Source organism: Rhizobium sp. KNZ2-6A (assembly GCF_056755475.1).
Genome location: NZ_JBNDIC010000018.1, coordinates 34,442 through 49,370, shown reverse-complemented (window position 1 = coordinate 49,370; position 14,929 = coordinate 34,442). Strand labels below are relative to the sequence as shown.

At 58.5% G+C, this 14,929-nt stretch carries 15 protein-coding genes; 10 read left to right on the top strand and 5 right to left on the bottom strand.

Translation table 11 applies throughout. The features are described from left to right. The first annotated feature begins 332 nt into the window (after positions 1 to 332). The 6 genes from ACPYOP_RS14680 to ACPYOP_RS14655 all read left to right on the top strand — a co-directional run bounded on the left by ACPYOP_RS14680 (position 333) and on the right by ACPYOP_RS14655 (position 5,444). Positions 333 to 1,469: an FAD-dependent monooxygenase gene (locus ACPYOP_RS14680; RefSeq protein WP_481411098.1), complete on the top strand. Its 1,137-nt coding sequence runs from the start codon at positions 333 to 335 to the stop codon at positions 1,467 to 1,469. Then, entirely contained in the window at positions 1,466 to 2,266 is an 801-nt protein-coding gene (locus tag ACPYOP_RS14675; protein WP_481411097.1) for an alpha/beta fold hydrolase, read from the top strand. The genes ACPYOP_RS14680 and ACPYOP_RS14675 overlap by 4 nt, the downstream gene beginning before the upstream one ends. A 78-nt stretch (positions 2,267 to 2,344) precedes the next feature. Continuing rightward, the gene (locus ACPYOP_RS14670) at positions 2,345 to 3,097 is read left to right on the top strand and encodes a maleate cis-trans isomerase family protein (RefSeq protein ID WP_481411096.1); all 753 of its coding nucleotides are present in this window, start codon (positions 2,345 to 2,347) and stop codon (positions 3,095 to 3,097) included. Between the two features lie 11 nt (positions 3,098 to 3,108). Beyond that, positions 3,109 to 3,762: an N-carbamoylsarcosine amidohydrolase gene (locus tag ACPYOP_RS14665; protein WP_481411095.1), complete on the top strand. Its 654-nt coding sequence runs from the start codon at positions 3,109 to 3,111 to the stop codon at positions 3,760 to 3,762. 44 nt (positions 3,763 to 3,806) lie between these two features. Further along, entirely contained in the window at positions 3,807 to 4,838 is a 1,032-nt protein-coding gene (locus tag ACPYOP_RS14660; protein ID WP_481411094.1) for a 2,5-dihydroxypyridine 5,6-dioxygenase NicX family protein, read from the top strand. Between the two features lie 120 nt (positions 4,839 to 4,958). Continuing rightward, on the top strand, positions 4,959 to 5,444 hold the full coding sequence (locus ACPYOP_RS14655) for a MarR family winged helix-turn-helix transcriptional regulator (protein WP_481411093.1): 486 nt from the start codon (positions 4,959 to 4,961) through the stop codon (positions 5,442 to 5,444). Positions 5,445 to 5,630: 186 nt separating this feature from the next. On the opposite strand, the gene ACPYOP_RS14650 is transcribed toward ACPYOP_RS14655, so the two are convergent. From ACPYOP_RS14650 to ACPYOP_RS14635, 4 genes are all read right to left on the bottom strand, one after another. Next, positions 5,631 to 6,449: an ABC transporter permease gene (locus ACPYOP_RS14650; protein WP_481411092.1), complete on the bottom strand. Its 819-nt coding sequence runs from the start codon at positions 6,447 to 6,449 to the stop codon at positions 5,631 to 5,633. A gap of 34 nt (positions 6,450 to 6,483) precedes the next feature. Further along, positions 6,484 to 7,518 (bottom strand): ABC transporter permease, encoded by a 1,035-nt coding sequence (locus ACPYOP_RS14645; protein ID WP_481411091.1) that lies wholly within the window; start codon positions 7,516 to 7,518, stop codon positions 6,484 to 6,486. Between the two features lie 324 nt (positions 7,519 to 7,842). Continuing rightward, a complete protein-coding gene (locus tag ACPYOP_RS14640) occupies positions 7,843 to 8,808 on the bottom strand; it encodes an ABC transporter substrate-binding protein (RefSeq protein WP_481411090.1) in 966 nt (321 codons plus the stop codon). A gap of 105 nt (positions 8,809 to 8,913) precedes the next feature. Continuing rightward, positions 8,914 to 10,032, bottom strand: a complete 1,119-nt coding sequence (locus tag ACPYOP_RS14635) for an ABC transporter ATP-binding protein (protein WP_481411089.1) — start codon at positions 10,030 to 10,032, stop codon at positions 8,914 to 8,916. 309 nt (positions 10,033 to 10,341) lie between these two features. Between ACPYOP_RS14635 and ACPYOP_RS14630 the strand changes: the two genes are divergently transcribed. The 4 genes from ACPYOP_RS14630 (at position 10,342) to argE (ending at position 14,025) form a co-directional block, all read left to right on the top strand. Next, complete coding sequence (locus tag ACPYOP_RS14630; RefSeq protein WP_481411088.1) at positions 10,342 to 11,616, top strand: flavin-containing monooxygenase; 1,275 nt, start codon at positions 10,342 to 10,344, stop codon at positions 11,614 to 11,616. A gap of 36 nt (positions 11,617 to 11,652) precedes the next feature. Then, entirely contained in the window at positions 11,653 to 12,069 is a 417-nt protein-coding gene (locus tag ACPYOP_RS14625) for a RidA family protein (RefSeq protein ID WP_481411087.1), read from the top strand. Positions 12,070 to 12,073: 4 nt separating this feature from the next. Then, the gene (locus tag ACPYOP_RS14620; protein ID WP_481411086.1) at positions 12,074 to 12,748 is read left to right on the top strand and encodes a DUF1028 domain-containing protein; all 675 of its coding nucleotides are present in this window, start codon (positions 12,074 to 12,076) and stop codon (positions 12,746 to 12,748) included. Between the two features lie 71 nt (positions 12,749 to 12,819). Continuing rightward, entirely contained in the window at positions 12,820 to 14,025 is a 1,206-nt protein-coding gene (gene argE / locus ACPYOP_RS14615) for an acetylornithine deacetylase (protein WP_481411085.1), read from the top strand. Here the strand turns inward: argE and ACPYOP_RS14610 are convergent. Beyond that, a complete protein-coding gene (locus ACPYOP_RS14610) occupies positions 13,982 to 14,917 on the bottom strand; it encodes a LysR family transcriptional regulator (RefSeq protein WP_481411084.1) in 936 nt (311 codons plus the stop codon). The two genes, argE and ACPYOP_RS14610, sit on opposite strands and share 44 nt — an antisense overlap. Positions 14,918 to 14,929: the final 12 nt, after the last annotated feature.

Sequence of the window (14,929 nt, the reverse complement as noted above, 5' to 3'; positions counted from 1 at the left end):
CACAGACCCAGTCTTCGCTTGCTAACCGAACCGTTACGCAGCAGGCCTCACGCAGATACCCGCAAACCATAACGATGCGATCGTCACCGACTCTTCGCATCTATTGCCCCTTTTATATTTTTTATAAGTGTATACGCTTCATAATGATAAATGACAAGGTGAATTCAGTAAGTGGAATTTCGCTATATTATCCAATTATCAGGCAGTTTTTGACGCTTTTTGACGAAAATCAAAGCTTCACCATTGCAATTTAGAGCGTATGCGCTAGAGTTTTCGCAGACTTCATAATGATGGGAACAACGCTGCCGATAAGGCAGCCAAGAAAGGTCGCCATGTCCAACGGAAAAGAGAAGATCGCGATTATCGGCGCCGGCCTCGGCGGCACGGTCGCTGGCGCGCTGCTCCAGCACGCGGATTTCGACGTCAACGTCTACGAACAGGCGCCGAGCTTCTCGCGTCTGGGCGCCGGTATTCATATGGGACCGAACGTCCTGAAAATTTTCGAGCGCATCGGCGTCGACAAGAAGGTGATCGGCATCAGCAGCACGCCGAGCCATTGGTTCAGCCGCGACGGCATTACCGGCGAATACACCGCCAGGGTTCCGCTTGAAGGCTACGGCCAGACCTATTGCACCGTTCACCGCGGTGACCTGCAGGCGATCCAGTGTGACGCGCTGCAGCCCGGCACCTTGCATTTCGGCAAGAAGCTCGCTCGCGTCGATGATAGCGGCACGGACGTGCTCGTCGAATTCGAGGACGGCACCTCCGTGCGCGCCGACATCGTAATCGGCGCCGACGGCATCAATTCGCGCGTTCGCGAAACGCTGCTTGGTGAAGAGAAGCCGAATTACAGCGGCTGGGTCGGTCACCGTGCACTCATTTCGTCCGACAAGCTGAAGAAATACGACCTGACATTCGAAGATTGCGTCAAGTGGTGGGGCCCGGACCGTCATATGATGGTCTACTACACGACGGCTCGGCGCGACGAATATTACTATGTCACCGGCGTTCCGCATCCGGCCTGGGAATTCGATTCGGCTTTCGTCGACAGCAGCCGCGAAGAGATGGCGGCGGCATTCGAGGGATACCATCCGGTCATTCAGGCGCTGATCGAAAGCACCGATGGGGTGACGAAATGGCCGTTGTTCAACCGTAACCCGCTGCCGCTCTGGAGCAAGGGCCGTCTTGTGCTACTTGGAGATGCGTGCCATCCGATGAAGCCGCATATGGCGCAGGGTGCCGCGATGGCAATTGAAGATGCCGCCATGCTGACCCGGTGCCTGCAGGAGACCGGCGTCAACGGCTTCAAGACCGCTTTCGGAATGTACGAGGCCAATCGCCGCGACCGTGCGACCCGTGTCCAGACCGTGTCGAACGCCAACACTTTCCTGCTCAAACAGGAGGATCCGGCCTGGGTCTACGGCTACGACATCTACGCCGAACCGCTGAAGAGCGAGACCGCGGCATGAGCGGCGCGGCGCTGTACGGGGCGAATGTCTTCGCGAACGGCATCCGCCAGCACTATCTGCGCTATGGAGGCAAGGGCCGACCTGTCGTCCTGATCCCGGGCATCACCAGCCCGGCGATCACCTGGGGCTTCGTCGCCGAAAGGCTTGCGGAGCGCCATGATGTCTATGTTATCGATGTGCGCGGTCGCGGCTTGTCCTCGACCGGTCCGGATCTGGACTATGGTTTGAATTCGATGGCGGCCGATGTCGTCGGCTTTGCCGCGGCGCTCGGCTTGGAACAGCCGGCATTGCTTGGCCATTCCATGGGTGCCCGCATCGCCATTCGCGCGTCGATCGCGGCACCCGCCGCCTTCTCGCGGCTTGCGCTGATCGATCCGCCGGTTTCCGGCCCGGGCCGCCGACCGTATCCAAGCAAGCTGCCCTGGTATGTGGATTCCATTCGCCAGTCGCTGCAAGGAATGACCGCCGAAGACATGAAGGCGTTCTGCCCGACATGGACCGAGGAACAACGCGCCCTGCGCGCCGAATGGCTGCACACCTGCTACGAGCCGGCGATCGTTACGGCGTTTGAAGATTTCCACAAGGATGACATCTTCCCGGATCTGCCGAAGCTCAAGCAGCCGGCCATGTTGATGGTTGCCGGCCGTGGCGGCGTGATCGAAAGCGTCGACGTGGACGAGGCCCGCTCGCTTTATCCGGGGCTGGAAATTACCCGGGTGCCAAATGCAGGGCATATGATTCCATGGGATGATTTCGACGGCTTCTTTGCCGCGCTTGGAGATTTTCTCTCCCGTTGATTGAAGCGGCGGTGGGTCGATGATCCACCGCCGTTTGTTTGAGAGCCGTTTTTTTTTGCGAAGCAAAGGATTTCACCCGTGCAGAAGTATTACCGAATCGGCCAGATCGTTCCGAGCTCCAACACGACAATGGAGACCGAGATCCCCGCCATGCTGACCGCCCGCCAGTCGATCCGGCCGGAGCGCTTCACCTTCCATTCGAGCCGCATGCGCATGAAGAAGGTCGTCAAGGAAGAGCTGGCGGCCATGGACGCCGAATCCGACCGTTGCGCCATCGAGCTCTCCGACGCCCGCGTCGATGTGTTGGGCTATGCCTGCCTCGTTGCTATCATGGCCATGGGCCTCGGCTACCATCGCGAGTCGGAAAAGCGCCTGACCGGTCGCACGATCGAGGAGGGGACCAATATTCCTGTCGTCACCAGCGCCGGCGCTCTCATCGAGGGCCTGAAGGTGATGAAGGCGAAGAAGATCGCCGTCGTCGCGCCCTATATGAAGCCACTGACCGAGCTGGTCGTGAACTACATCCGCGAGGAAGGCTTCGAGGTGAAGGATTGGCGCGCGCTGGAAATTCCCGACAATCTTGACGTCGCACGACACGATCCGGAAAACCTGCCGGCCATCGTGCAGACGCTCGACCTGACCGACGTCGATGTCATCGTTCTGTCGGCCTGCGTTCAAATGCCTTCGCTTCCCGTCATCGCCAAGGTCGAGGCCATGACAGGCAAGCCGGTGGTGACCGCCGCCGTGGCAACCACCTACTGCATGCTGAAGTCGCTGGGTCTGGAAGCGGTTTCGCCGGGTGCCGGCGCGCTTCTGTCCGGCGCCTACTAAGGAGAGCTGCAATGCAAAGCGCCGAAGCGAATTATCAGGGTGTCTGGGGCAACCGCATCGGCTTCGGCCAGCGGCCCGCCCTCGTCGTCATCGACTTCCTCAAGGCCTACACGATCGAGGGTGCGCCACTTTACGCGCCCGGCGTTGTAGAGGCGGTGGCAGAGACGCCCGAACTGATCGAAGCCGCCCGCAAGGCCGGCATTCCTGTCATCCACACGCGCATTCTCTATCTGGCGGAAAACTGCGCGGATGGCGGCATGTGGGTGAAGAAGTCGCCGGTCATGAAGGCGATGGTGGAAGGCAATGTGCTCGCCGAGTTCTGCGACGAAGTCGAGCCGGCCAAGAACGAGCTGGTCATCGTCAAGCAGTATGCCAGCGCTTTCTTCGGAACCAGCCTTGCTTCGCATCTGCATGCGCAAGGCATCGACACCGTCATCATGGCGGGTTGCTCGACCAGCGGCTGCATCCGCGCGAGCGCGGTGGACGCGGTTCAATATGGTTTCCGGGCGATCGTCGTTCGCGATTGCGTCGGCGACCGGCACCCCGATCCGCACAATGCGAACCTGTTCGATATCGACAACAAATATGGCGATGTCGTCTCGAAGGAAGAGGCGATCGCAGAAATCGCCAAGGCCCGGTCTGGGGCCAAGTCCGACTGTCCGTAACTGTACGAGGCACATAAGTCCTCAAGCAAAATAAGGGAACGAGCATGGATCAATTCAGCTTCACGGAAATCTGCCTGCATCAGTTGAAGATGTCAGGCGTTCACGAGGGCGAGAAACTTATCGTCCTCACCCAGGGCAACGAGCGTCTCGATTACGCCGACGCCTTCATGGCCGCCGGCATGCGCCTCGGCGCCAAGATGTACCACATGCGTCTGCCCCCGGTTCCGCCGGCAGGTGCCTGGGCGGTTGGCCAGACCGGCCTCGCGGCCATGCCAGAGGCCGTCGAGGCACTGAAGGCCGCCGACATGCTGATCGATTGCATCTTCCTGCTCTTCAGCCCGGAACAGATGGCGATCCAGGCGGCCGGCACGCGTATCCTGACGGCTGTCGAGCCGCCGGAAATCCTTGCCCGCATGCTGCCGACCAAGGAACTGCGCGAGCGCGTCGAATTCGCCGGGGACCTCCTGTCCAAGGCAAAGGTCATGCGCATCACCTCTCCGCATGGCACCGATGTTACCTACAAGCTCAACACCTATCCCGCCGTCACCGAATATGCATGCACGGACGAGCCGGGCCGCTGGGACCACTGGCCATCCGGCTTCGTGTTCACAGGCGGTGACGACGACGGCGTCGACGGCACGATCGTCGTTGCTCCTGGTGACATCCTGCTGCCGCAAAACATCTACGTCCGCGATCCGATCATCTACACGATCGAAAACGGCTGGATCACCGACATTCGCGGTGGGCTCGACGCCGAACTGGTCAAGTCCTACATGGCGGGCTTCAACGATCCGCGCGGCATGGGCATGAGTCATGTGGGCTGGGGCCTCAACCAGAACGCCAAGTGGCATCGCATGGTGCCCGGCGAGTTCCCGGGCGGCATGGGCATGGAGGCCCGCTCGTTCTACGGCAACGTGATGTTCTCCACCGGCCCGAACAACGAGCTCGGCGGCCCGAACGACACCGCCTGCCACCTGGACATCCCGATGCGCAATTGCTCGCTGTTCCTCGACGACGAGCCGATGGTTCTCAATGGCGACATCGCCGTCAAGGAAATGAAATATAACTTCGGGTGATACCAGCCACCATGGCGCTCCGCGCGAACCCGCGCGGAGCGCCATGCCTTGACCGCGGCAACACGCTGTGGTGTTTCATGCTACACCGCAGGACACCATAAATTATGGACCACGCCGAGAATGACCGCGAAAGACATCGACCAACAGCGACCGGAAGCGCCAGCATCGCAGGATGGCTATCATGTTACGGAGCAGGTCGGACATCTTCTGCGCAAGGCCTATCAGCGCCATCTGTCGATCTTCCAGACCAACGCGAGCGATCCGGACCTGACCTCGGTGCAGTTTGTGACCTTGTGCGCGCTGCATGACCTGGGTCCGAGTTCACAGGTCGAACTCGTCAAGGCAACCTCGGTGGATCAGGCCACCATTCGCGGCATCGTCGATCGGCTGAAGGTTCGCGGGCTGATCAACCTGTCCAAGGACGAAGCGGACGGCCGCAAGGTGGTGATTTCTCTGCTGCCGAAAGGCGAGGCCTTGCTGCAAGAGATGTATCCGCGAGCCTACCTCATCAGTGAAAAGACTGTCTCGCGTCTCAATCCGGCGGAACGCATCGCGTTGTTGTATCTCTTGCGCAAAATTGCCGACGATGAAACTGGAGAACAGTAGGTATTGTTGGGGGCCCCTGCTCTTGAGGGATACGAACCGACGGTCATCTTGTGTGGATGGGCTAACGCCTTGAATAAAAAACAAGGCTCGATACTTCGCACCTGCAGACCACCCCTGCCAGACACCTCCAAGGGGCGACATCATTTCGGAATCAGGGGGCGAATTGCCTCGGAATTTGCACGGTACTCAGCGTGCTTCTCGTGAATTGCGTCCTTGCAGCCAGCTAATGATCAAGAACAGCACAATCGCGAAGATCGTCAACAGTCCCGCCATCGCCAGGATCGTGGGATTGATCTGATCGCGAATGCCGGCCCACATCTGCCGCGGAATAGTGCGCTGCTCCGTTCCGCCGATGAAGAGTATTACCACCACCTCATCGAACGAGGTCGCCAAGGCGAAGATGCCTCCCGTCGCCACGCCCGGCAGGATCTGCGGTAACATGACACGCCTAAAGGCAACGATGGGCGAGGCGCCGAGGCCAGCCGCCGCGCGCAGAAGATTGTTGTCGAAGGCCGTCAGTCGCGCAGTAACCGTGATTACGACGAAAGGGGTTCCCAGAGCAGCATGCGCCAGGACCACGCCCAGATGAGTATTGGTAAGCTGAAGGGGAGCAAAGACGAGATACAGACTGACTGCGACGATAATTACGGGAATGATCATCGGTGCTATCAAGATCGGCACGATTAAGCTTCTCAAAGGGAAGCTCGGCCTGCTGATGCCGATCGCCGCAAGTGTTCCGAGAACCGTTGCGATGGTTGTGGCACTTAACCCGATCGAGAAGCTGTTGACGATCGCCTGACGCCATTCCGGAGCGGAAAAGATCCTGTCGTACCAGCTAAGCGTCACGCCGCTCATCGGGTACGAGAAATATGTGCTTTCGTTGAAAGAAAGTGGGACTATCACCAGGATCGGCGCGACGAGAAAGAACAGTACTGCCGCTGAAAAGATACGCACTCCCCGCGAGGCGACGCGTTCGGAGAGCACCGTTGTGGTTTCGATTGTCATGCCTGCTTCCCTGACGCTTTGACAAAATCTGACATTAGCCGAGCCGGAGCCGATCAATCCCTATGAGGCGGTTGAAGCCGATATAGATGATTAGGGTGGAGACGGCGAGATATACGGACAGGGCACCGGCGAGGCCCCAATTAAGCTGCCGATCCATCTGTAGCGCAATGAGCTGGCTGACCATCTCGTCTCCCGCACCCCCGAGGAGCGCGGGTGTGATGTAGTACCCTAGCGCCAGGACGAAGACGAGGAAGGTGCCTGCCCCGATGCCCGGCAGTGTTTGCGGGACGTAGACCTTCAAGAAGGCATGGACCGGATGTGCTCCGAGCGATATTGCCGCCCGCTGATATACGGGTGATATGCCTCGCATCACAGCATAATTGGCAAGGATCATGAAGGGAAGCAGGATGTGCGTCATCCCGATGAGTACACCGAACCGATTGAACATGATCGACAGAGGCTCGCTGATGATCCCGCCGGCGATCAACATCGAATTGACCACGCCGTTCGGTTGCAGAAGGACGTACCAGGCTGTTGTTCGTACCAGCAGTGAGGTCCAGAACGGGACGATGACGAAAATCATCAGGAGGTTGCTCTGTCGTGTCGGCAGGTTGGCGAGCAGATAAGCAACGGGATAACCCAGCACGAGACAGATCAGTGTCACGGATGCACTGATCTCAAATGTCCGGAGAAAGGCAGAGACATACATCTGCTGCGACGGTTCCACAGGTACGATCGTTCCTTCCGGGCCAACCTGCATATCAATGGCGGTCAACAAAAAGTCCGGCGTGTAGCGGCTCGCGGCTCGCTGCAGCTTCCGCCAGGTGTCGACCTGTCCCCAGCGCTCGTCTATGCGCGGCAACTCCAGATCGGGCTGGACGCCGCTCGCCAGTGGAAGCTGGCGCACCGTCTTCAAAAGAAGCGAGCGGAACCCTGGCTCATAGTTGTTTAAGCGCCGGGCAGCCGAAGCTAGCGATCCCTGTTGCTGAGCTGCCTGAAGGTCCTGGGCCAAAGCCTGAAACACCTGAGCCGGTGGCAGGCGAGAGGTTTCGTCCCAGTCCGCCAGCAAGGCAGCCGTCTGCGGAACAGTATTCGCAACCTCTTCGCTCCGCACGCTCATCAGCAGAAGCTTTCCGATCGGGAAGATGAAGGTGGCTGCGAGAAAAACCAGAAGAGGCACCGCAAGCATAAACGCACGAGAGGCCTCGCGACGGCGGGCAGCTCGATATCCCCTCCGGGGATCAGCCACTCGCGCATTCGTTGGTCGAAGATTTTCCACGGTGCATGTGATCACTCAAGCGGTCCTTTGATCGACGATGCCCATTCAGAGAATGCACGTCAACTTCAATAAAACAAAGAAGTGACCGCCGCCGCGGCGGTCACCAGCACGACATTACTGAGCCAACCACGTCATGAACCGGCTGTTGATGCTGTCAAAATTGTCCGCCCAAAACTCCGAGTTGAGCTGAAGCGCATTCTTGAAATTGTCTGGGGCTGTTGGAAGATGAGGAAGCACCGCCTTGTCGACGCTCCCCATAACGGAGTTGCGCGGCGGAGCGTAGGGAATGAAGTTGGAAAGCTTCCAGATGTTGTCCGCGCTAGACGCGTACTTGATGAACTTCTCGGCAGAGGCTGCGTTCTTGGCACCCTGCGGAATGGCCCACCATTCGTAGTCATAGACCTGGCCGTCCCAGACGATCGCGAAGGAACGCTTGTCTTCGACCTGTGCGACCCGGATTCGGCCATTGTAGGCCATTGTCATCGCCACGGCGCCATCTGCCAGAAGCTGAGGAGCTTGGGATCCTGCGTCCCACCAGACGATATCGCTCTTGATCGTGGAAAGCTTGTTGAACGCCCTGTCTAGCCCCTCGGCAGTCGCAAGCGTCTTATAGACGTCTGAAACCGCCACGCCGTCGGCGATCAAGGCCCACTCCAAGGCACCCTTTGGGTTCTTCCGAAGACCACGCTTGCCGGGGAACTTCGCAGTATCGAAGAAGTCGGCCATCGAAGTCGGGGCTGTTGCCATGCGTCCTGTGTCGTAGGCGAAAACCGTCGACCAGACCATAGAAGCGACGGCACATGGAAGAACAGCTCCCGGAATGAAGTCAGAGGTATCCCCTAGAAGCTTCGGATCAAGCTTTTGCAGCAATCCTTCGTCACAGCCGGCAATGGCATCGTTGGACTCAAGATCCATGACGTCCCAAGTCGTGTTGCCCGACTCGACCATGCCGCGCAGCTTGGCCAGACCGCCGTCATATTGCTCCTTGGTCACCTGCGTCCCGTTGGCCGCGGTGAAGGGCCCCAAAAATGCCTTGTCGACCGCGTTTTCGAATGCCCCACCGAAGGTGACGACAGTCAACTTGTCCGCTGCAGCCGCTGGAAGGCTGAAGGTAACGATGCTCGATGCAAGCAACATTGCCCGCACTGATATTCCCAGTCTTTGCATTTAAGGTCCCCTTTTTTATCAATGATGGATGATGTCAGGTACTTCGCTGGCGACGACCTTGCAGTCGTCGTGCCGCCATGAAATTGCCGCTGATTGTCCTGGTACCGGCAGGGTCATCCCGGCACGGTTCGGAACTTTCATGATGAAGCCATCTCGGCCAGCAGCCGTCAGATGCAGCCTCCAATGGTCGCCGCAGTAAATGGCCTCTTTGACGATGCTTGTGAGCCGGTTGCCGGCCTCTCCTGGATCAGCGTCGAAGGAAACGTTTTCAGGCCGCAGCGCTAAAAAAGCCGCCTCGCCTATGTTTAAGCCGACGCCGGCACGACCTCGAACGGTTATCTCCGGCGTAAGAGCCAAGCTGACGTATTCGCCATTACGATCGACGACCTTGCCTTCCAAACCGTTGTTCTCGCCGATAAAACTAGCGACGAAAGCGTTGGCCGGATCCTCGTAGAGCTGCTTCGGCGAGGCCATCTGCTGGATGCGACCATGGTGGAAGACGGCCACCCTATCCGACATCGTCAGCGCCTCCGATTGATCGTGGGTCACATAAACGATGGTGACGCCGAGGCGTTTGTGAATGCGCTTGATTTCATATTGCATCGTCTCGCGGAGGTTCTTGTCAAGCGCTCCCAGAGGTTCGTCCATCAACACAAGTTTCGGCTCGAACACCAATGCTCTTGCGAGCGCCACCCGCTGTTGCTGACCGCCCGACAGTTGAGCAGGACGCCTATCTGCCAGATGAGCCATCTCGACCATCGAAAGGGCAGCATGTACCCGTGATCGCTGTTCGGATTTTCCTACTTTGCGGACAGCAAGTGGAAAGGCGATGTTCTGCGCCACGGTCATGCTGGGGAACAGCGCGTAGTTCTGAAACACCATACCGATATTGCGACGGTGTGGAGGTGTCTCGTTCAATCGGCTTCCGCCGAGGAGGATCACGCCACCGCTGGGCGCCTCGAAACCGGCCAGCATCATCAGCGTTGTGGTCTTCCCGGATCCTGAGGGCCCGAGCAAGGACAGGAACTCGCCTTCCTCAACCGCGAAATTCAGATTCCGCGTGACAAAGGTTTCACCGTCATAGGTCTTGTCGATATCAGAGAAGGTAATCAGCGGATTGGCGACAGGCGCAAGCATTGAAGTCCTACTAATTTGAGCGACAACTAACACATTGACGGCGGACTCCTCCAGTGTTTCGCCCGAAAAATGGGCAGAACCTGAAAGCGACGCCAAAATGTGCACCGCCGACCGGGCTTTGAAAACTCACAATTTCCGAACCAGTACGACGAAAAAGCCGATGCCGACATGGCGGGTGGCGGCGCTTTAGGTCCAGCCTAACTAGTAGAACGACAAATCGTAATTTGCGCCGTCTTCAGCCTCCCCTACAGCAACTGCATCGGCCTCTCCGGAAATACAGGACAAGTCGGGGCAGAAAGGGACGCAGTCATGTCAGTCGAAAAAGTGGACGCTCTGGTGGTCGGAGCTGGTCAAGCGGGGGTGGCCATGAGTGAGCACTTGAGCAACTGCGGGGTGCCGCACCTGGTTTTGGAGCGTAGCCGCATCGCTGAGCGCTGGCGCTCGGCGAGGTGGGATTCGCTTGTCGCAAACGGTCCCGCCTGGCACGACCGTTTCCCCGGAATGGAATTCCCAAACTGCCATCCGGACGGCTTTCCTGCCAAGGAGGCGGTGGCCGATTACTTCGTCGCCTACGCCGAGATGATAAAAGCACCGATAAGGTGTGGCGTTGAAGTGCTGAAGGTCCGTAAACTTTCTGGCCGGATCGGCTTCCAAGTCGACACCTCAGATGGTCGAATAGAAGCGAGAAACGTTGTCGCGGCCACGGGTCCGTTTCAGATCCCGGTCATCCCGCCGATCATCCCGGCGGAGACGAACATCCTGCAAATGCATTCCAGTTCTTATCGCAATCCTGGGCAATTGCCCGGTGGAGCAGCGCTCGTAGTTGGCGCCGGCTCCTCCGGAGTTCAGATTGCAGACGAGCTTTCCCGCGCGGGCAAACGCGTATTTCTGTCCGTGGGCCCACATGACCGGCCGCCTCGAAGCTACCGTGGACGCGACTTCTGCTGGTGGCTCGGCGTGCTCAACAAATGGGATGCTGAGACAAGGGGGCCGGGTCAGGAACATGTTACCATTGCCGTAAGCGGGGCGCGCGGCGGCGAGACGATCGATTTCCGCCGACTGGCCTCCCAAGGCCTGACTCTCGTCGGGCGGACTGAACGATACGAAAATGGAAAGCTCTTCGTCGCACCTGACCTCGCCGAGAACATCGCACACGGCGACGCTAACTTTTTAGCCCTTCTCGATGAAGCCGATGAATACGTCACTCGCTATGGTCTGGACCTGCCGGAAGAGCCCGAGGCTCGCTCCATGGAGGGCAGTCATGACTGCATCGACAATCCCCTCGCGGAACTGGATCTCAGCGCTAGCGGCATCACTGCGGTCATCTGGGCCACGGGCTTCGCTGCCGACTACAGCTGGCTGGACGTTAATGTTTTCGATCAGCGGGGAGCCCCGCAACATTCACGCGGCGTTACCTCCGAGCCCGGCATTTTCTTCCTCGGGCTGCCGTGGCAATCCCGCAGAGGTTCAAGCTTCATCTGGGGCGTATGGCACGATGCAAAACATTTGGCTGACCGGATCGCGACGCAGCGGAAATATTTGGAATATCACGCCGCCACGCAGCGCGCGGCTGAAGACGCCTAACATAAGGTGAAACTGCGATTAATTGGAGATAGTACTATGGCCCATACCCGGATTCGGAAATTCAATACCAAGGACACCTATCCCGAGCAGAACCTCGACAATGATCTGTGTCAGGCTGTCGTCACCCAGGGCGGCAAGACAATTTGGCTACGCGGCCAGTGCCCGCAGAATCTGGACGATGCCAAAAACATCGAAAGCCACGATCCCACGGAACAGACCCATAAGGTGATGCAGAACATCCGGCAGTTGATCGAAGAAGCCGGAGGCACCATGGAGGACCTCGTCAAGGTCGTCGTCTACATTACGGACGTCAGGCATAGAGAGGCCGTTTACCGGACGATGGGAGAATATCTCAAAGGCGTCTACCCAGTTTCGACAGGTCTGGTTGTTCAAGCCTTGGCTCGCCCGGAGTGGCTCGTAGAAATCGATGCAACAGCGGTGATTCCGGAGTGACCAGATGACCTTCTCCCTCGTCGCACGTTGCGTTCGCACCGGCATGTTCGGGATCGCCATCTCTTCCTCCTCCCCGGCCGTTGCGGCCCGATGCTCCCACGCTCGCGCCGGCGTCGGCGCCGTCGCCTCACAGAACGTAACCGATCCGGCTTTGGGCCCTCTTACGCTTGACCTGATGGAGCAGGGCCTGACCGCGGAAGCCGCTGTGGATGAAATGAAGCGCCGCAGTAGTTTTCGCGAGTATCGTCAGGTTCTGGCGATAGACCGGCACGGCAACACAGCCATCCATTCAGGACCAAACTCCCTGGGGATTTGGACGCAGGCAAATGGCCCAGATGTAGCCTCGGGGGGCAATCTGCTCGCAAACGCGGATGTTCCTCAGGCCATCGTCGAAGCGTTCGTCGCGTCCTCAGGTCATCTCGGCGACCGTCTGCTGACGGCACTTCGGTCCGGTCTTGACGCTGGCGGCGAGGCTGGACCGGTGCACTCGGCCGGCCTGAAGATCGTCGATACGCTCAGCTGGCCGGTCGTCGATCTTCGTTGCGACTGGACAGAGGCCTGCCCTATCGAGACTCTGTTTGATCTCTGGTCGATCTACAAGCCGCAGATGGAAGCCTATGTTCAACGTGCACTCGATCCACGGCAGGCGCCATCCTACGGCGTGCCAGGCGATGAGTGATCGTTGGGCGAAACGCCGAAGCATGCCTTCACGGCCGAAGTCTCATTCCAGATGTAGAGCGGGTATATTCGGTGGATAGTATCTCAATCCTTGAGCGGCTGGTCGCCCTGCCGACCGTCAGCCGCGATTCAAATCTTGCCTTGATCGACTACGTTGCTGATCTTCTGCAGCGGCATGGAATCGTGAGCCGTATTGTACGATCATCCGACGGCGTGAAGGCCAGCCTGATCGCTACGGTAGGACCCACCGACCGGCCCGGGATTATGCTTTCCGGACATACCGATGTTGTCCCGATTGATGGACAGGATTGGTGCTTTCCTCCCTTTTCGGTGACGAAACACGACGGCAAACTGTATGGTCGCGGCACCACTGACATGAAGGGTTTCATCGCCTGCGCCCTGGCATTAGCAATCAAGGCTTCGAAGAGAAACCTCGCCACGCCGCTTCAGCTCGCCTTGTCCCACGACGAGGAAATCGGCTGCGTCGGCGTCCATGGCCTGATCGAGGATCTGGCCGCCAAGCAGCAACTGTCGCTACTATGCATCGTCGGCGAGCCAACTAGCATGCAGGTGGCTATCGGACACAAAGGGAAGATGTCGGTCCGGGCCTTCTTCAAGGGGCGCGAAGGGCATTCGGCTCTCGCACCACTTGCCCTTAATGCGATCCACCTCGGCGCCGACTTTATACGAGCTCTGCAGCGGGAGCAGGAGAGGCTCCAGGAATGCGGAGCTAGGGATGAGGGATACGACATTCCGTATACCACCGTTCACGCGGGCCTGATGCGCGGCGGCACAGCACTCAACATTGTGCCAAACCTCTGCACCATCGATTTCGAGATCCGCAATGTTGCGGCTGAAGAAGGACAGGCAATTCTGCACCGTCTCCAGAAAGCAGCCGAGGAAATCGTGTCAGAGGCGAAGGCGAAGGTTCCTGAGGCCGACGTCGCTTTCGAGGTCTTTAATGCCTATCCAGGTGTCGACATTCCTGCGTCGTCTCCATACGTTGCTTTCGTTCAGTCGCTTGTCGGTCGCAACGACACGATCAAGGTGGCGTTCGGTACCGAAGCTGGGCTGTATTGCGAGAAGTTGGGAGTCCCGACCGTGATCTGTGGCCCCGGCTCGATGGAACAGGGCCATAAGCCCGACGAATATATCTTGGCCGATCAGCTCAACGCCTGCGATGAGATGCTGAACGAACTTCTGAAAGCGCTCGAGATGGGAAACCTCCTACAGCTTAGCCCGTCAGAGGTTCTGCACCGAACACGCCTTGATCCCTGATGAACAGCCTGCAGCAATCGATGAAAGCCTGGATCGTCTGCGTGCGGTGATCGCTGGCAGACAGCGCCAGTCCCATCGTCAAGGCGCGGAAGTCACTGGTGAGGGGAACGAAGACCAAGGGCTTGCCGTCAGGAGACAAGGCATTGAGCGGGCGCATGTTGGCAATGCCATAGCCGAAACCATTGCCCACCATCGAGCGCATCATTGCGATATCGCTGGTTCTTTCGGCGATATGGGGGCGCAGTCCCTTGTTCTGGAACGCGGAGAGGAAATATTCGCGGCTATAAGGAAGATCGAGAAGCACCATTGGCTCCTCTGCGAGTTCCTCTGTAGTGATCAGAGGTTTGTCCGCGAATTTGTGCCCCTCGGGAAGCATGGCGTAAGCGGGAACCCTCATGAGGGGCTCGAAAGACATTTCCTGGGTGAGCTCGAGATCATATGTCAGGGCGACGTCGATCTCGCCTCGTCGAAGCATTTCGAAAAGTTGGCCCTGATTGGGTTCGAACTGTCGGACCCGCACTTCGGGATAGGTAATCTCGAACCTTCTTCGTAGCGGCGACATGACAAGCTGCGCAAACGTCATGAGGCAACCGACCGACAGTGGACCCCGAACTTTCTCGCTAATATTGCCGGCGATATCGTGCAGCGCGTCCGCGGAAGCCAGCAGCTTTGCAACCTCGTTCATGAAGACCCGGCCACCGGGGGTGAGCGACAGACCCTGCGAATGCTTACGCACGAAGAGCTGCAGGCCGAACTCAGTTTCCAGCTGAACGATCGAAGCCGATATGGACGGCGGAGATACATTTACTTTTTCCGCCGCCTTGGCTATCGACCCGGCTTCGCCCACGGCTAAGAAGTATTCGAGCTGTCGGAACGTAAACCGGAGGGGCATGTTCTCTTAGTA